The 17419-nt window shown below is 68.3% G+C and carries 11 protein-coding genes; 8 read left to right on the top strand and 3 right to left on the bottom strand.

The window, feature by feature from the left end; translation table 11 throughout:
* Positions 1–28: 28 nt before the first annotated feature.
* Positions 29–2302, bottom strand: a complete 2274-nt coding sequence (locus KBW95_RS17340; protein WP_229429834.1) for a TonB-dependent receptor — start codon at positions 2300–2302, stop codon at positions 29–31.
* Between the two features lie 291 nt (positions 2303–2593).
* Between KBW95_RS17340 and KBW95_RS17335 the strand changes: the two genes are divergently transcribed.
* Entirely contained in the window at positions 2594–4396 is a 1803-nt protein-coding gene (locus tag KBW95_RS17335; RefSeq protein ID WP_211528870.1) for a family 43 glycosylhydrolase, read from the top strand.
* On the opposite strand, the gene KBW95_RS17330 is transcribed toward KBW95_RS17335, so the two are convergent.
* Positions 4319–5308 (bottom strand): DMT family transporter, encoded by a 990-nt coding sequence (locus KBW95_RS17330; RefSeq protein WP_211528869.1) that lies wholly within the window; start codon positions 5306–5308, stop codon positions 4319–4321. The two genes, KBW95_RS17335 and KBW95_RS17330, sit on opposite strands and share 78 nt — an antisense overlap.
* A 206-nt stretch (positions 5309–5514) precedes the next feature.
* Between KBW95_RS17330 and KBW95_RS17325 the strand changes: the two genes are divergently transcribed.
* The 7 genes from KBW95_RS17325 (at position 5515) to KBW95_RS17295 (ending at position 14561) form a co-directional block, all read left to right on the top strand.
* Positions 5515–6813: an extracellular solute-binding protein gene (locus tag KBW95_RS17325; RefSeq protein WP_229429833.1), complete on the top strand. Its 1299-nt coding sequence runs from the start codon at positions 5515–5517 to the stop codon at positions 6811–6813.
* An 8-nt stretch (positions 6814–6821) separates the two neighbouring features.
* Positions 6822–7703: a carbohydrate ABC transporter permease gene (locus KBW95_RS17320; RefSeq protein ID WP_211528868.1), complete on the top strand. Its 882-nt coding sequence runs from the start codon at positions 6822–6824 to the stop codon at positions 7701–7703.
* Positions 7700–8533 carry a carbohydrate ABC transporter permease gene (locus KBW95_RS17315; protein WP_211524775.1) on the top strand — a complete coding sequence of 278 codons (834 nt, stop codon included), beginning with the start codon at positions 7700–7702 and terminating at the stop codon, positions 8531–8533. The genes KBW95_RS17320 and KBW95_RS17315 overlap by 4 nt, the downstream gene beginning before the upstream one ends.
* A 3-nt stretch (positions 8534–8536) precedes the next feature.
* On the top strand, positions 8537–9649 hold the full coding sequence (locus KBW95_RS17310; protein ID WP_211528867.1) for an ABC transporter ATP-binding protein: 1113 nt from the start codon (positions 8537–8539) through the stop codon (positions 9647–9649).
* Entirely contained in the window at positions 9642–10676 is a 1035-nt protein-coding gene (locus KBW95_RS17305) for a LacI family DNA-binding transcriptional regulator (RefSeq protein WP_229429832.1), read from the top strand. Before KBW95_RS17310 ends, KBW95_RS17305 begins: the two co-directional genes overlap by 8 nt.
* A gap of 160 nt (positions 10677–10836) precedes the next feature.
* Positions 10837–13596 carry a TonB-dependent receptor gene (locus KBW95_RS17300; RefSeq protein WP_211528866.1) on the top strand — a complete coding sequence of 920 codons (2760 nt, stop codon included), beginning with the start codon at positions 10837–10839 and terminating at the stop codon, positions 13594–13596.
* An 11-nt stretch (positions 13597–13607) separates the two neighbouring features.
* A complete protein-coding gene (locus KBW95_RS17295; protein ID WP_211528865.1) occupies positions 13608–14561 on the top strand; it encodes a glycoside hydrolase family 43 protein in 954 nt (317 codons plus the stop codon).
* 111 nt (positions 14562–14672) lie between these two features.
* On the opposite strand, the gene KBW95_RS17290 is transcribed toward KBW95_RS17295, so the two are convergent.
* Positions 14673–17399, bottom strand: coding sequence for an EAL domain-containing protein (locus KBW95_RS17290; protein WP_211528864.1), 2727 nt, complete (start codon positions 17397–17399; stop codon positions 14673–14675).
* Between the last annotated feature and the right edge of the window lie 20 nt (positions 17400–17419).

Raw genomic sequence — 17419 nt, 5'->3', positions numbered from 1 at the left:
GGGTTGGCGTTGGTGATCCCTTTGTTGGTCAGAAGCGGTAGTCGAGGCGCAGGTCGACCGTGCGCGGGTTGCTCGGCACGGTCATGCCAAAGCTGTCGATCGCGACCGGCTGCACCTTGTTCTCCAGGTTGCGGGCCCGCAGCAGCAGGCTCCAGCGCGCGCCGTGCGGCTGGAAGCCGACCGTAGCGTCGGTGGCGGTACGCGACGGAATGCGGTATTCGAGCAGCTGGCTGGGCACGCCGATCACGTAGGCGCCGCTGGCGCGCGCGAACAGGCCGGCCGTGAGCTGGCCCGCCGCCAGGTCGAAGCGGTGGTCGTAGCCGAGGGTAAGCACATGGCTGGGTGCGCGGTCCAGCTTGTGGCCATTCCAGGACACGACGCCGTTCGGCGAGTAGGCATCGTAGTGGGCGTCGAGCAGGGTCAGGCCGTAGTTCAGGCGCCCGGCCTGGCCCACGCGCAGCTGGCCGTCGAGTTCCAGGCCGGTGACGCCGGCTTCGCCCGCGTTGCTCGTGATGAAGCGCGGTGCGCCTTGCAGGACGGCGACGCCGGACAGCTGCAGGTTGGCGTAGTCGTAGCGGAAGGCGGCGGCATTGAGCGTGGCGCGGCCGTCCCAGAAGCGGCTCTTGAGGCCCGCCTCCACCGAGCGCAGCGTCTCCGGCTGGTAGTACAGCAGGTTCGACGGCACGGCCGCCGCCGCCGGGCAGGTGATGCCGAGCGCGCTGGTGCCGGCGGTGCAGCCGTCGTTGAAGCCGCCCGCCTTGTAGCCGGTGGCCAGGGTGGCATAGGCCAGCGTGGACGGCAGCACGTCCCATTCCGCGCCGAGGCGCCAGGTGGTCTTGTGGGTCGCCATGCTGGCCGCGTTCAGCAGGCGCAGGTCGGTGGCGGGATTGAACACCGGCCCTTGCTGGAAGTTGGTCGAGCCGATGCGCGACTTGTCGTCGTTGGTCCTGCGCGCCCCTGCGCTCAAGCGCAGGTCCGGGCGCAGGCTGTAGGTCAGCTGCCCGAACACCGCCTTGCTGGTGGCCTTGGTGGGGCCGATCGGGAACACGTAATACGGGGGCAGGCGCAGCATCTCGAGGCCGCGGAAGCTGTACACCGAATTCGTCTCTTCGCTGAAGTAATACAGGCCGGCCTGGGCCTGCCATGGACCCTTGCCCTTGGTTGCCACGCGCAGCTCGTGCGAGTCCTGGGTGTTGTGGCTGTCGTAGTCGTTCAGCACGCCCAGCGCGAAAGGCGGGTTGATGCTGACGCGGTAGTAGTAGTTCAGCAGCATGGCCTGGTCGAGCTTGCGGCGCGCGCCCAGGTAGTGCACCGTGGCCGCGCCCAGGTCCCAGCCCAGGTCGGCCGACAGGCCGCGCGCACGCTTCTCGTGGCGGCCTTGCTCGGGCGTCCGGTTGAGCGGGCGGAAGGCGTTGGTCAGGCGCTGGTCGGTGCTGCCGGCGCGCCAGGTGGGCGTGCGGGTCTCGATGCCGCTGAAGAAGTTGGTGTCGGGGACAAAGCGGTCATTGTTGTCGTGGGCTTCGCTATGGTCGTAGCGCAGCAGCAGCGAGGCGTCGCGCCCGAGCGCGAGCCTGGCCGACAGGCGCGCGTCGCGGTCGTCGCGGTCCAGGCCCAGGCTGTGCGGCGTGCCCTGGCCGTTCTTCAAGTAGGGATCGTGGCGGCGCACGGCGACTGCCGCGCGCAGGGCCAGCGCTTCGCTGACCGGGACATTCAGCATGCCGTCGATCTTCCGGCTTCCGTGGGTGCCGGCTTCCAGGCCGAAGGCGCCTTCATGGCGGTTCACCGGCGCGTTCGAGATCACGTTGATGGCGCCGGCGGTGGTGTTGCGGCCGTACAGGGTGCCCTGCGGGCCGCGCAGCACTTCGATGCGGTCGACGTCGAGGAAGCTCAGGGTCTGGCCGGGCGGGCGCGCGATATACACGCCGTCCAGCATGAAGGCGGCCGAGGGATCGCCCTTGTCGGTCGCATCGGCGTTGCTGACGCCGCGGATGGTGACGCGCAGGCCATCGGCGGCCTGGTCCAGGTGCACGTTGGGCAGGCGTGCGCCCAGCTCCGCGGGGCTGTCGGTCCCGGCCCGGGCCAGCTGCTCGCCGGTCAGGACGCTCATGGCCACCGGAGTGCGGGAGGCCAGCGAAGGCGTGCGCTGGGCGGTCACCATGACTTCCGGGATCTCGCCCGTTGCCGCGGCCTGCGCCCCACCAGCTTGCCCACCGGGTTCCTGGGCATGGACAGCCCCGACAACCATGCCCGAGACAGCCGCCGCCAATAGCGACAGGTTCGGACGACCCCGCATTCCGTTCATTTCAGACTACTCCCTTGTTTCTCTTCTTATGTTTTGGCGCGGCACCGGGATGCCGCCGTTCCCCATATGTATGTTCTTGTTGGCAATTTTTCTTGTGCCAGGGGATACAAAATCCTGCCAGTCTAGCAGGTCATTTATGCTGGAAATAGTGTTTGAGTGCATATTGAACAAAAAAATGCGTTAGTGCAACGAATCATTTTTACAATGTTCACAATTAACCGGCATTCGTGCGACGCGGGCGCGCGGCTTCGCTTATTTTCCGGGGACAAACAGCAACTCGAGGAGAACGTCTTGAGCAGACCTGGAATCCGGCTGTGCGCCGCGCTGTCGATGCACCTGCTGCTGTTTCTCCCCGCGCTCGCCGCGCCTCAGGCGCCCGCACCGGCCAAGACCTTCACCAATCCCTTGCCCCTGCGCCTGGCCGACGGCAGCCTGGCCGAAAGCTGCGCCGACCCATCCCTGCTGCGCGACCGCACGACGGACAATCCGGTCTGGTACCTGTACTGCACCACCGACCCGATCAGCCGCAAGGAGCGCGACGGCGACGGCTGGCGCTTCCGCCTGATGCCGATCTTCCGTTCGATCGACCTGGTCAACTGGTACCACGTGGGCGACGCTTTCTCCGAGCGCCCGCGCGGCCTGGCCGCGCCCAAGGCCGGCCTGTGGGCGCCGGAAGCGGTCTACATGAACGGCAGCTACTTCCTTTACTTCACCATCACCGACGTCGACGACGCCCATAGCCCGGAGCCGGGCTGCGCTTCCGACAGCGCGATCGGCGTAGCGACCAGCGCCTCGCCGGCCGGTCCGTGGAAGGCGGTCGCGCGGCCGGTGGTGCCGCCGCGCCGCGCCGGCAGCGGCTGCAAGTTCCACTGGACCTTCGACCCGGACATCGCCGTGGACGACCAGGGCGACCGCTGGATCTATTACGGCAGCTACGGCGGCGGCATCTTCGTGCAGCGCCTGTCCTCCGACGGCATGGGCCTGGTGGGCGACCCGGTGCGCATCGGCGCCGACGACCGCTACGAGGGGGCGGAAGTGGTGCGCCATGGCGGCTGGTGGTATTTGTTCGCGTCGGCGACCGACTGCTGCAATGGGCCGCTGACCGGCTACGGCCTGTACGTTGGCCGCGCCAGGGGGCCGGAAGGCCCCTTCCTCGACCGCGAAGGCAACGATATGGCGGCCGCGCGGGCGGGCGGCACGCCGGTGCTGGCCCAGAACGGCAACCGCTGGATCGGCGCGGGCCACAACACGGTGTTCAAGGACGATGACGGCCAGTGGTGGACGATGTACCACGCGGTCGACCGCAGGCAGGCTTTCTTCAGCGCGCGCGACAAGCTGACGCGGCGGCCCGTGCTGCTGGACCGGATCGAGTGGGTGGATGGCTGGCCGGTGATCGCGGGCGGGCGCGGGCCCACGGACGGTCCGCAAGTCATGCCCGGCAGGCGGGCGGCGGCCGTCGCCGCGCCAAGCCCGGCCGTGGCGGCGCCGATTTGGCAAGACAATTTCGACCAGCCGCAGCTGGCCCGGCGCTGGAGCTGGGTGCGCCCGGGCGCCGCGGGCAGCTGGGCGGCGGCCCAGCCGGGCCTGCGCATTGCCACGACGGACTCCGACCTGTACGTGGACACCGATACCGCCCCGGTGCTGGCGACGGCGCTGCCGGCCGGCGACCTGCGCATCGAAGCCCGCCTGCGCCTGGACGCGCCGCTCGACTGCTGCGCGAAGCCGGTGCAGGCCGGCCTGGTGCTGATGCGTGACGACGACAACTACGTCAAGCTGGTGGAGCTGGCCAGGGGCGGGCTGCGCCAGGTGGAGTTCGGGAAGGAGCTGGCGCCGGTCGAGGCGCACCATCCGCGCTACGGCAATACCGTGGTCGGCACGCCGGGCGAATGGACCTGGCTGCGGCTGGACGTGCGCAGGAGCCGCGGCGAGGAGCGCTACACCGCCTGGTCCAGCCAGGACGGCCGCAACTGGGTGGCCGGCGGCACCTGGACCCACCGCCTGGGGACAGGCGCGAAACTAGGCCTGGTGGCGATGGGCGGCGCCGGCCACGCCGTCACCTTCAGCCAGGTCTCCGTGGCCCAGCTCCGCCGGTGAGGACGCGTGCGCGCGGACCGACCAGGTCACGCCGCACACCAGCAGCGCGATCGCGGCCAGCTCCAGCGGGCGCGGGCCGTGGCCGCGATAGACGAAGCCGTAGGCCAGCGCGAACAGGGTCTCGAACAGGATCAGCTGGCCGGACAGCGTGACCGGCACGCGGCGGCTGGCCACGTTCCAGAGCTGGTTGCCGATCATGGAGGCGCCGAGGGCGAGCAGGGCGTTGCAGGTCCAGAACAGGCCCCAGTCGCGCGCCGCGCCGGTAGCGGGGCCGGCGACGCCGAAGGCGACGGCGACCGCTCCCAATACCAAGGCCAGGATGCCGGTCGACAGGCCGTACAGGGCGGACCATTCGGCGCTGCCGAAGTGCGGATTGCGCTTGAGGTAGCGGGAATTGTCGAGGGCGTACCAGCTCCAGCACAGCAGGGCGCCGGTGGCGCAGGCGATGCCGATGGCGGTGCGTACCGGATCGCTGCTGGCCGGGTGGGCGAAGGCGTCGACATTGATGCAGGCGATGCCGGCGGCGACCAGCAGAAGCGGCAAGGCCAGGCGGCGCAGCGGCACGGCGCCGTGGTCGTTGCGGCCGAGGAGGGTGACGACGACCGGCAGCATGCCGACGATCAGGGAGGTGGGGCCGACGCCGGCGTACTGGACGCCGACCGACAAGAGCATGTAGTAGACAAGGTTGCCGGCGAGGGCGTGGCGCACCAGGGCGGCGCAGTCGGCGCGGGTCAGGCGCTGCTGCAGAGCGCGCAGCCTGGGCAGCAGGATGACGAAGGCCATCGCGCCATAGGCGAGGTAGCGGCCGACGGCCAGCTCCAGCGGGCTGAACGAGGACAGCAGCTCGGGGACGATGAACACCAGGCCCCACAGAGCGCCGGCCAGGAGGCCGCAGAGTACGCCGATTCCCATTATTACTGCCTGCAAAAAGGGATGATTTTAGCAGTGCGGGTGGTTTTACGTTCGTTGAACTTGGGTTCCCGCGAAGGCCGGAACAATGCCACCGGCATTGTTCCGCCCAAGTTTGCATGCGGACCACCCTCATTTGTACATGCCCAAGCAAGAAATATTTGCTAGTATTAATTCATAAACTTCAACAAACATTGCAGGAGACAAGCTTGGCGCGCACACTTATGCGCCTGGCTGGTGCCGTGCTGGCGGCCGCATTGGCGGGCGTCAGCCTGCCCGCGCTGGCCCAGGTCGAAGTCAGGATGTGGACCCTGCTGTCCGGCGGCGACGGCGCGCGCATGCGCGACCTGGTCGAGCGCTTCAATGCCAGCCAGCGCGAGGTGAGGGTGGTCAGCACCACGCTGAAGTGGGGCGAGCCGTTCTACACCAAGCTGATCACCTCGACCGTGGTCGGCGCGGGTCCCGACATCGCCACCGTCCACCTGTCGCGCATGGTCAACCTGGCCGGCGGCGGCGTCCTGCGTCCCATCGCCCCGTTTGAACTGAGCGGCGCCGACCTGAGCGACACGGACTTCTACCCGCGCCAGTGGCAGAAGGCGGTCTACCAGGGCAAGATCTACGCCGTCCCGATCGACCTGCATCCCCTGGTCCTGTACTACAACAAGACCCTCACCGGCCGCGCGGGCCTGCTCGACGCCGCAGGCCAACTCCAGCCCATCGAAGGCATCGATGCCCTGACCGACGCCTTCCGCGCCGTGCGCCAGGCGACCGGCCGCCCCGGCATGACGATGGAAAGCAGCCAGAGCTCCTACGCCGTCTGGCGCCTGTGGGTGTCGATGCTGGCGCAGCGCAGCGTCCCGCTGATCAAGGATGGGCGCTTCGCGTACGGCCGTGCAGGCGAGGATTCGCTGGCGCGCATCGCCGGCTGGTTCCAGAAGGGTTATGCCCAAGCCGGGCTGGACTACGCGGCCTCCACCAGCCAGTTCATGGGCGGCAACGCCGGCTTCATGATCAACGGCGTATGGGAGGTGCCCGAACTGGTGCGTGCAAGCACACAGGGCACGCTCGGCTTCGACTACGGTATCGTGCCGCTGCCCCGGATGTACGGCAATGCCAGCGTGTGGGCCGATTCGCATGCCTTCGCGATTCCGGCCAACGAAAAGAACCCGATGGAGCCGGCCAAGGTCAAGGCCGTGATGCGCTTCATCGCTTTCGTCAGCAAGAACTCGCTGGGCTGGGCCCAGGGCGGCCATGTGCTCGCCTACCGTCCGGTGGCCGAATCGCCGCAAGCCATGGCGCTGACGCCGAACGCGTCGTATGCCGGCATCGCCGATCACGTGGTCTACGATCCGGACGCCTGGTATATGGGCGCGGCCGGGCCGCTGGAGGCGATGGCCTCCAAATTCATGCCGGCCGCGCTGTCTTCCCAGCTGACGCCGGCGCAGGCCCTGCGCATGTTCGAAACCGAGGCGGCGCGCCTGGTGCGCAAACGCCCGCCGCGTTACTAGGAGCCCGGATGCGTTTCCTCTCGACCCCGCAGCCGCGGCGCCAGACCCTGCCCGCGATCCTGCTGCTGGCGCCTTTCGGCGTCGTCTTCATCTTGTTCTTCTTCCTGCCGGCGCTCGAAACCTTCTGGCTGAGCCTGACCGAGAGCAGCCTGACGCGCACCAACGCCTTCGTCGGCCTGGATAACTACGCGACCCTGGTGCAGGATCCGAACTTCTGGGCCGCGCTCGGCCACACCTTCTACTTTGCCCTGCTCACCGTCGTGCCGCTGACCGCGCTTGGACTGGTGATGGCGCTGCTGGTCGACCGCTTCGTCCGGGCGCGCTCCTGGCTGCAGGGCGCCTTCTTCCTGCCCTACGTGCTGCCGATCTCGGTGATGACCCTGATCGCCGACTGGATGCTCCAGCCGTCGTCCGGCGTGGTGAACTACGTGCTCGGGATGCAGCGCGCCTGGTTCGCCGACCTGACCTGGGCCATGCCCATGGTGGCCATCGCCACCATCTGGTGGACCGTGGGCTTCAACATGCTGATGTTCCTGGCCGGCTTGCGCAACATCCCCGCCGACCTGTACGAGGCGGCCGCGCTGGATGGCGCGCGCGGCTTCACCCTGTTCCGCACCATCACCTGGCCGGCGCTGCGGCCGGTGGCGGGCATGGCCATGATCCTGCAGCTGATCGCCTCGATGAAGATCTTCGGCCAGACCTACATCATGACCACCGGCGGCCCCTTCAACACCACCCGCGTGACCCTGCACTACATGTACGAGACCGCCTTCACCCAGAGCGACGCCGGCTACGCCGCCGCGATCGCCGTCGCTTTTGTTTTGATCGTGATCCTGCTGTCGCTGGCCCAGGCCGCCTTCGTGCGCTGGCTGGACGGGAGGAGCGCATGACGCACCGTTCCGGCATCGGCTGGACCCTGCTCGGCGCAGCAAGCGCGCTGCTGCTGGCCGCCATGTGGGTGGCGCCGCTGCTGTGGGCCGTCAGCACGGCCCTGCGCCCGGAGCACGAGACCGTGTCCGCCGTGTTCCACTGGCTGCCGCAGGACTGGACCCTGGACGCCTTCCGCAAGGTCCTCGCCGCCGGCAATGTCGGGCGCTGGCTGTTCAACAGCGCCCTGGTGGCCCTCCTGGTCACCGTGATCACCATGACCCTGAGCCTGATGGCCGCCTACGCCTTCTCGCAGCTGCGCTTCCGCGGCCGCCAGCTGCTGTTCGCCGCCGCCATGCTGGCCTTCCTCGTGCCTTTCGAGGCCTTGCTGGTGCCGCTGTTCCGCATGATGAACGAACTGGGCCTGATCAACAGCTACGCCGGCATCGTGCTGCCCCAGGTGGTGGCGCCGGTGGTGATCTATGTCTTCAAGGGCTTCTTCGACGCCATTCCGGCCGATTTCCGCGAGGCGGCGGTGATGGACGGCGCGGGGCCGCTGCGCATCCTGTGGAGCGTCTACCTGCCGGTGTCCGGCAACATCGTGTGGGCGATGGCGATCGTCACCTTCATCGCGGCCTGGAACAACTTCCTGTGGCCCTTCATCATCGTCACCTCGACCGACATGATGACCATTCCGCTGGGCCTGACCCAGACCTACGACGCCTTCGGCGTGCGCTACGCCCAGCTGATGGCGGCGGCCCTGGTCGGCGCGCTGCCCGTGGCGCTGGCCTATGTGCTGTTCCAGCGCCGCGTCACCCACGGCTTCCTGGCCGCCACCGGCCTGAAAGGATAATTCATGGCGAATGTGCGCCTGCTCGACATCACCAAGCAGTTCGAGAACAACAGCGTCCTCAAGGGCATCGACCTGGACATCGCGGACGGCGAGTTCGTGGTGCTGGTCGGTCCGTCCGGCTGCGGCAAGTCGACCCTGCTGCGCATCATCGCCGGGCTGGAGGAGGCCAGCGGCGGAACGGTGGAGATCGGCGGCCAGGTCTGCAACGATGTCGAGCCTTCGCGGCGCGGCATCGCCATGGTGTTCCAGAGCTATGCGCTGTATCCGCACATGACGGTGGCCGAGAACATGGGCTTCGCCCTCAAGCTGGCGAAAATGCCGCGCGAGGAGATCGCGGAGCGGGTGGTGCGCGCCGCCGAGATCCTGCAGATCGGGCACCTGCTGGAGCGCCGCCCGAAGGCGCTGTCCGGCGGCCAGCGCCAGCGCGTGGCGATCGGGCGCGCCATCGTGCGCAAGCCCCAGGTCTTCCTGTTCGACGAGCCGCTGTCCAACCTGGACGCCGCGCTGCGCGGCCAGACCCGGATCGAGCTGGCCCGGCTGCACCGCGACCTGAACACCACCATGATCTACGTGACCCACGACCAGGTCGAGGCCATGACCCTGGGCCAGAAGATCGTGGTCCTGAACGGCGGACGCATCGAGCAGGCGGGCACGCCGCTGGAGCTCTACGAGCACCCGGTCAACCTGTTCGTGGCGGGCTTCCTCGGTTCGCCGCGCATGAACTTCCTGCCGGGGATGCTGGCGGGCGAAGAAGAGCGCGAGGTGCTGGTGCGGCTGCCTGGCGCCGCCACGGCCCGGGTGGCGGCCGATGCCGGCAGGGCGCCGCCCGGCGCACCGGTCACGCTCGGTGTGCGCCCGGAGCACCTGCGGGTAGCGGACAAGGGGGACGAACACGCCGTGCCCGCGGAAGTCACCCTGGTCGAGTACCTGGGCGACGCCACCATCGTCTATGCCCAGGTGCCCGGCGTGCAGGACATCGTGGCCATCAAGTGCCGCCCGGACGAGGCCTGCCCCGAGCGCGGGGCGCGCATTGGCCTGGTCTTCGACGCCGCGCGCGGCCACCTGTTCGACCAGGAAGGCGTGGCCTTCGCGCGCACGCCAGGGCGGCATGGCTGACACGCCCCGGCCGCGCCGGCCGACCATGACCGACATCGCCAAGCTGGCCGGCGTGTCGCAGTCGACCGTGTCGCTGGTGATCAACCACATGAGCGGCGCCAAGGTGTCGAAGGCCACCCGCGACGCGGTGCTGCGCATCGCCCGCGAGCTCGGTTATCCGCTCGAACGCCACGCGCTGCCGGCCGCGCCGCAGGAACGCAACCTGATCGTCTACCTGAGCGACGAGCTGGCCACCAGTCCGCATGCGATGCAAACCATCGAGGGCGCCCGCGACGGCGCCTGGGAGCATGGCTGCCTGCTGGCGGTGTTCGCCACCCGCGGCGACCCGGCGCTGGAAGGCGCGGTGCTGGCGCGCATGCTGGCCGATCCCGGCCTGCTGGGCGTGGTCTACGCCACCATCTTCACCCGCGCGGTCAGCTTGCCGCCGGCCCTGGCCGGGGTGCCGGCCGTGCTGCTCAACTGCCATACGCGCGACCGCCAGTACTCGTCGGTGGTGCCGAGCGAGGTGCTGGGCGGCTTCGCGGCCACCATGCACCTGGCGCAGGCCGGCCACCGGCGCATCGGGCTGATCAACGGTGAAGGCTGGATCGAGGCCGCCGCCGAGCGCCTCAAGGGCTACCGGCAAGCCCTGTCGACCTGCGACCTTCCTTTCGACCCGATACTGGTGCGCGAGGGCGACTGGCAGGTCGGCGCCGGCTACCGGCATGCGCTCGACCTGTTGAGCCTGCCGGAACCGCCCACGGCCTTGTTCTGCGCCAACGACCTGATGGCGCTCGGGGCCATCGAGGCAGTCCGCAAACTGGGCCGCGAGGTGCCGGAACAGGTCTCGATCGTCGGCTACGACGACCAGGACCTGGCGCGCTACACCACGCCTCCCTTGACCACAGTGTTGTTACCAAACTACGAAATGGGACGCTGGGCGGCTCAGGCCTTGATCGACCAGACCCGCGGCGCGGTGGCCCGCCGCACCAGCATCAAGATGGATTGCCCTCTGGTGGAACGCGATTCGGTGGCTCCGCGAGCCTGATTTCCCCCTGTTTTCCTGCATCGTCGGGTGCGCCGCCCCGCTGAAATTTGGGTTAGCTTTTTGTCCAGCTAGTCATATTTATGACTAATAAAAATTTTCAGATCGGCAACCGGCGTCGGTCCAGGCGCCGGTCGTGCCCGGAGAGAAACCAGGAGACATGATGACGACCCTGAAACTCAGGCCGGTGTGCGCGGCCATCGCGCTGCTTGCGGCCCATGGCGCCTTCGCCCAGTCCCAGACCACCGAACCCGCAAGCACGGCGCCCGCGCCCGGCGCATCGACCCCCATGCAGACCGTCCAGGTCACCGGCATCCGCGCCAGCATCCGCTCGGCCGAGGAGATCAAGCGCGACGCCGAGCAGGTGGTGGATTCGATCAACGCCGACGACATCGGCAAGTTCCCCGACCGCGCCGCGGGCGACGCTCTGCAGCGCATCGCCGGGGTGCAGGTGGGTCGCGACCGCGGCGAGACCAGCACCGTGATCATCCGCGGCTTGCCGGACGTCGCCACCACCATCGACGGCAACGAGATCTTCACCGGCACCGGGCGCCGCCTGTCGTACCAGGACTTGCCGGTGCAGTCGATCGGCGGGCTGGACGTGTACAAGTCGGCCACCGCCAACCAGTTCGAGGGCGGCATCGCCGGCGCGGTCAACGTGCGCCTGCGCTCGCCCTTCGATTTCAAAGGCTATACGGTGACCGGCTATGCCGAGGCGCGCCGCCAGGACGTGGAAGGCTCGAACGCGCACAAGGCCAAGACCAATCCCGGCGTCGGCGTCCTGGCCAGCAACCGCTGGCAGACCGGCATGGGCGAAATGGGCTTCCTGTTCGACGTAGCCTGGAACAAGGAGCGCTGGGGCTATCCGGTCCAGTGGGTCGACCGGCCCGACCGCATCTTCTCGGTGAGCCCGGACGGCACCGCCACCCGCCTCAACGACGACCAGCCGATCGCACCGCTGCGACCGGGCGACCGGCTCGGCGAGCTGCCCAACATCGGCGGCATCTACAACGCGGGCGACCGCGAGCGCGGCAGCATCCACGCCGCCTTCCAGTGGAAGATCAACCCCGCCCTCGAGTTCTCCACCCAGTACCTGGGCACCAGCTATCGCGGGCGCAGCGAGGTGGACTACATCCTCAACATCGCCACCTGGACTCCGCGCTTGAGCAATGTGGTGATGGCGCCCGAGGGCGCCTACTGCGCCACGCCCAACGGCATCATCTGCCCGATCCAGTCGGCCTATGCGGCGGCGGCCCAGTTCGGCGGGCCCTACGACTGGGATCCCTACACGGCCACCAGCACCTGGGGCGTGAAGGAGCGCACCGACACCCACTACCTGAACTTCGGCCTGCGCTACCGCCAGGGTGCGCTGTCGGTGGATTCGGGCCTGGCCTTCACCCGCTCGGACTTCATCAACGACACCGTGATCGTCGATCAGCAGATCCCGGGCGCCAGCTCCGACGTTTACACCTACGGGCGCGACGGGCACGGCGGCTACAACGCCATCACCACCCCGACCAGCGCCAACCCGCTGCGCGACCCCAACCAGTTCGTGCTGCGCGGGATGGTGCAGAACTGGGGCGAATCGAAGGGCGAACAGGCCCAGTTCCGCAGCGACGCCATATGGCGCCTGGACGGCGGCTTCGTCAACGCGCTGACCGGCGGCATCCGCCTGTCGACGCGCGAGGTGTCCTTCCACGGCGCCGAAGGGCACAGCGACGTGCAGGGTGCGGTGCGGCCATCGCCGGTCGAGGCCTTCGGCCCGTCCTTCCAGAAGCTGGTGCCGGGCCTGGACCGGCTCGGCGGGCCCTGGGTCACGCCCTCGCGCGACTTCCTGATCGACCAGGCGGATGTGGTGCGGGGCTTCTACGGCGCCGATCCCGGCCGCGTCCCCGACGATCCGATGCGCCTGTTCGAGCAGCGCGAGCGCAGCGCCACCCTGCACCTGGGCGCGCGCTTCAAGAGCGAGCTGGCGGGCGTGGGCGTGTCCGGCAACCTGGGCGCGCGCGTGGTCAAGGTCAAGCGCAAGCTGGAAGGGAATATCCGTATCGGCGACACCGTCAGCCCGGTGAACCTGTCGACCTCCGAGACCAATGTGCTGCCGAACTTGTCGCTGCTCGCCAACTGGACCAACAGGCTGCAGTCGCACTTCAGCATCGGCAAGACCATCACGCGGCCCGAGTTCGCCTCGCTGAACCCGGCGCTGTCCCTGATCCCGCCGACCGTCAACGCGCCGGGCACCGGCTCGGGCGGCAACCCGAACCTGGACCCGACCGAGTCGATCAACAGCGACGCGACCCTCGAGTACTACTTCGAGAACAACGGCTACGCCCAGATCGCGCTGTTCCACCGCGACATCGACGGCTACCTGCAGAACTTCGAGCAGTCCGAGGTGATCAACGGCCAGACCTACCGCGTGACGCGTCCGCAGAACTCGGGCAAGGGCAAGCTGAAGGGAGCGGAATTCGGCGTCCAGAAATTCTTCGACTTCCTGCCGGGCGTGTGGAACGGATTCGGGGCGCAATTCAACTTCACCTGGATCGATGGCGAGAACCAGACGCGGACGGCCCTCAACACGGGCGACTTCGCCACCACGCCGCTGGTGGGCGTCGCCCGCCAGAGCTACAACTTCGCGCTGCTGTACGAACGCGGAGGCTGGACCGGCCGCCTGGCCGCCACGCGGCGCGGCAAATACGTGGAGCAGATCGCCGAGCCGCGTTTCGGCCAGGACCGCATCGTCAAGGCCTCGACCTACGTCGACCTGAGCCTCGGCTATGAGCTGAGCAGGAACCTCAGCCTGCACTTCGACGCCATCAACCTGACCAAGGAGCGCTACGAGAGCTACCTGGGCGACCCGATCCGCCCGCGCGACATCCGCTACTCGCCGACCACCTACGGCCTGAGCCTGCGCTACCGGATGTAAGGAAGGGCCGCATGACGACGACCTACACGAATCCGGTCTACCCGGAGATCATGGCCGACCCCTTCGTGCTGCGGCACGAAGGGCGCTACTACGCCTACGGCACGGCGCCCGGCAGCGCGGCGGGCGGGCGCTTTCCCGTGCTTGCCTCCGACGACCTGGTCCACTGGGAGCAGCTGGGCTACGCCATCGACCAGCCGGGCGAGGATCATTTCTGGGCGCCGGAAGTGGCCTATGCGGACGGCAAGTTCTACCTGTATTACTCGTCGGGAGACGAGGAGGGCAAGGACCACAAGCTGCGCGTGGCCATCGCCGACCAGCCGGCCGGGCCCTTCGTGGACAGCGGCGTGCTGCTGGTGCCTTCCGAACCGTTCTCGATCGACGCGCATCCCTTCCGCGACGCCGATGGACAGTGGTATCTGTTCTATTGCGTCGACTTCCTGGAGGAGGAGGGCGATCACCGCATCGGCACGGGGATCGTGGTCGACCGCCTGCTGGACATGACGCGGCTGGAGGGTAAGCCGGCGCTGGTGGCGCGGCCGCACGCGGACTGGCATTTGTTCAAGCGCGGGCGGGCGATGTACGACGCGGTGTACGACTGGCACACGGTGGAAGGGGCGAGCGTGCTGCGGCACAACGGGCGCTATTACTGTTTCTACAGCGGCGGGGCCTGGGAGCGGGAGAACTATGGGGTCAGCTATATGGTGGCCGATCATCCGCTCGGACCCTGGGGGCGGCCGCCGGAAGGGGAGCAACCCTTGATGAGTTCCCGGGAAGGGCATGTGATCGGGCCGGGGCACAATTCGTTTACGGTGTCGCCGGACGGCAGCCAGACCTGGATCGTGTATCACGCCTGGGACTTGGGGATGACGGGGAGGCGGATGTGCATCGATCCGCTGGTGTGGAAAGGGGACAGGCCGACAACGCCGGGACCGACGTGGACCCCGCAACCAGGACCTAAGTGTTAACCCGTCGTTCCGGCGAAGGCCGGAACCCAAGTTTTGCGTGTGTTACGGCTGCGCGTGCAACTTAGGTTCCGGCCTTCGCCGGAACGACGGGTGATGGGAGCGGGCCGAAATTCAGCCGGCGAGCCGCGGCGCGTTCGGCGTCAGCAGATCGCGCACTGCGTCAAGTGGAGCAGGGCGCGCCAGATAGTAGCCCTGGGCCTCGTCGCACTCCGCCGCGCACAGGAAATCCAGCACCTCCGCCGTCTCCACCCCCTCGGCTACCACCGCCATGTTGAGCGCGTGCGCCATGCCCACGAAGGCCTTCACGAATTCGAAGGCCGTGATCGTGTCGTCCTGCTGCAGCACGAAGGAGCGGTCCAGCTTGAGCACGTCGATCGGGAAACGGCGCAGGTAGGCGAGACTTGAGTAACCGGTCCCGAAATCGTCCACCGCCAGCACCAGCCCCAGTTTCTTCAGCTCGCGCAGCATCGAGGCGGTATGCTCGATGTCCTCGATCAGCGCGCTCTCGGTCAGTTCCAGCTCCAGGCAGGAGCGCGGCAGGCCGGTGCGCGCCAGCACGTCGCGCACTTCGGCGCCGAAACCCGGCTGGGCCAGCTGGCGCGCCGAAACGTTGACCGACACCCGGATCGGGCGGCCGTATTCGTCGATCAGGCGCCGGGTCTGGGCGCAGGCTTCGAGCAGCACCCAGTGGCCGATGGCGGCGATCAGGCCGGTTTCCTCGGCGATGGCGATGAACTGCTGGGGCGGCACGCGGCCGCGTTCCGGGTGGTTCCAGCGGATCAGCGCCTCCATGCCCACCGGTTCCATGCTGCGCAGGTCGATGCGCGGCTGGTAGTGCAGCTCGAACTCGCGCCGCGCCAGCGCCGGGCGCAGCGACACTTCGAGCGCCATGCGGACCTGGGCCGCCACCGTCATCTCCGGCTCGAAGAAGCGGTAGCGGTTGCGGCCGGAGGACTTGGCGCGGTACATCGCGGTGTCGGCCGTCTGGAACAGGGTCTCGCGGGTGCGCGCGTCGCGCGGATACATGCTGATGCCGATCGAGGCGCCGACCACCATGTCGTGGCCGCCCACGACCACTGGCGCCGCCATGGCTTCCAGCAGCTTGTCGGCGACACGCGCCGCGCCCGCCGTACCGGTGGTGCAGTGCGCGGCCACGACGAACTCATCGCCGCCCAGGCGCGCCACCAGGTCGTCGGCGCGCACGGCGCCGGTCAGGCGGCGCGCCACTTCGCACAGCAGCACGTCGCCCATCTCGTGGCCGAAGGAATCGTTGACCTCCTTGAAGCGGTCCAGGTCGAGGAACATCACCGCCACGGTGTCGCCTTCTGAGCAGCGGTCCAGCATGTCCTGGATGCGCTCGCCGAGCAGGGCGCGGTTGGGCAGGCCGGTCAGGGTGTCGTGGGTGGCAAGCTCGCGCAGGCGGCTTTCGGCCAGCTTGCGCCCGGTGATGTCGGCCATCAGGCCGGTCAGGCTGCTCAGGCGGCCGTCCGCACCACGTTCGATGCTGCCGTTGAACAGCACGTGCAGATGGCGGCCGTCGCGGTGGCGGATCACCGCTTCCATTCCCTGCACGGCCGCGGCACCTGTGGCGCCGTCGGCCAGGGCCTGCCACGGGAAGGCAACGAACAATTCGGTCAGCGGCTGGCCGATCAGCGCCTCGCGGGCACGCCCGGTAAGCGCGCACAGCGCCGGATTCACGTCACGCAGGACGCCGTCCGCGCCGGCCAGCAGGTAGCCGGCCGGCGTCATTTCGATCACTTCGCGGAAGCGCCGCTCGCTGTCGCGAAGCTGGCGGCCGGCTTCCTCGCGGTCGCTCAGGTCGCGGATGATGGCCAGGTAGAGCGCTTCGCCGCCGTCCTCGAAGCGCGAAATGTGCACTTCGGCCGGGAAGCTGGTCCCGTCCTTGCGCGTCTTGCGGGTGCGCAGCAGCTGCGGGCGGCCGGCGCGCAGGGCCCGCCCCAGCTGCGGCAGGCTGATGTCCGGGTTGAGGTCGGTGACCGCCATGCCGGCGAATTCGGCCTCCGTGTAGCCGAAACGGGCGCAGGCCTGGCCGTTGGCGGCCACGATGGAGAGGCTGCGGTCGACGAGCATGATGCTGTCGCCGGCCTGGTGGAACAGGCTGCGGAAGCGCTGCTCGTTGGCGCGCACGGCGCCCTCGGCATCGCGCTTGGCGGTGATGTCGTGGAAGTAGACCGATAGCCCGTCTTCGTTCGGATACGCGCGGATTTCGATCCAGATGTCGCGCGGCTTCCAGTACAACTCGGTAGTGCGCGGTTCGCGGCTCGCCATCGCCTCCCGGTAGAAAGCCAGGGCCTCCGATTCTTCCAGCTCCGGTGCGACATCGAGCAGCTTGCGGCCGATGCCCGAGCTCAGTTCAATGCCGACAAAGTCGCTTGCCTTGCGGTTGGCGTAGGTGACGCGCCACTCCGCGTCGATCGCGAAAAAGGCGTCGCCAATGCTTTCCAGCATGGCGTCGAGGCGGTCCTTGGACTGGCGCAGGGCCACGCGGTCGCTCTCCTGCCGGGTGATGTCGCGCGCGGTGATGAACATGCACTGCAGGGCCGGGGACCAGCGCACCGCGATCGACATCAGAATCACCGCGCCGTCCTTGCGCACGTACCGCAGCTGCACGTCGCGGCGGGCCGGCCTGCCCTCGCGCAGGCTAGCCTCGATCGCGGCCGCATGGGCGTGGTCGTCCACGTGGACGAACTCGGTGTAATGACGGCCAGCCATCTCCTCCGGCGCATAGCCAAGCAGTTCGCGGGCCGCCGCGTTCACGCGCAGCAAGCGCCCCGTGTGATCGCCGAGCGCCAGCAGGTCCAGCGAATTGTCGATCAATGCGGCATTTTCTTCGGCCA

It is taken from the genome of Massilia sp. ZL223, assembly GCF_018119395.1.
Lineage (GTDB): Bacteria > Pseudomonadota > Gammaproteobacteria > Burkholderiales > Burkholderiaceae_D > Telluria.
This window is presented reverse-complemented; position numbering and strand designations above follow the sequence as displayed.

Coding starts and splice junctions, on each gene's coding strand:
- KBW95_RS17330 (WP_211528869.1), bottom strand. CDS start 5,308: ATGGGAATCGGCGTACTCTGCGGCCTCCTGGCCGGCGCTCTGTGGGGC.
- KBW95_RS17315 (WP_211524775.1), top strand. CDS start 7,700: ATGACGCACCGTTCCGGCATCGGCTGGACCCTGCTCGGCGCAGCAAGC.
- KBW95_RS17295 (WP_211528865.1), top strand. CDS start 13,608: ATGACGACGACCTACACGAATCCGGTCTACCCGGAGATCATGGCCGAC.
- KBW95_RS17305 (WP_229429832.1), top strand. CDS start 9,642: ATGGCTGACACGCCCCGGCCGCGCCGGCCGACCATGACCGACATCGCC.
- KBW95_RS17340 (WP_229429834.1), bottom strand. CDS start 2,302: ATGAACGGAATGCGGGGTCGTCCGAACCTGTCGCTATTGGCGGCGGCT.
- KBW95_RS17310 (WP_211528867.1), top strand. CDS start 8,537: ATGGCGAATGTGCGCCTGCTCGACATCACCAAGCAGTTCGAGAACAAC.
- KBW95_RS17320 (WP_211528868.1), top strand. CDS start 6,822: ATGCGTTTCCTCTCGACCCCGCAGCCGCGGCGCCAGACCCTGCCCGCG.
- KBW95_RS17300 (WP_211528866.1), top strand. CDS start 10,837: ATGACGACCCTGAAACTCAGGCCGGTGTGCGCGGCCATCGCGCTGCTT.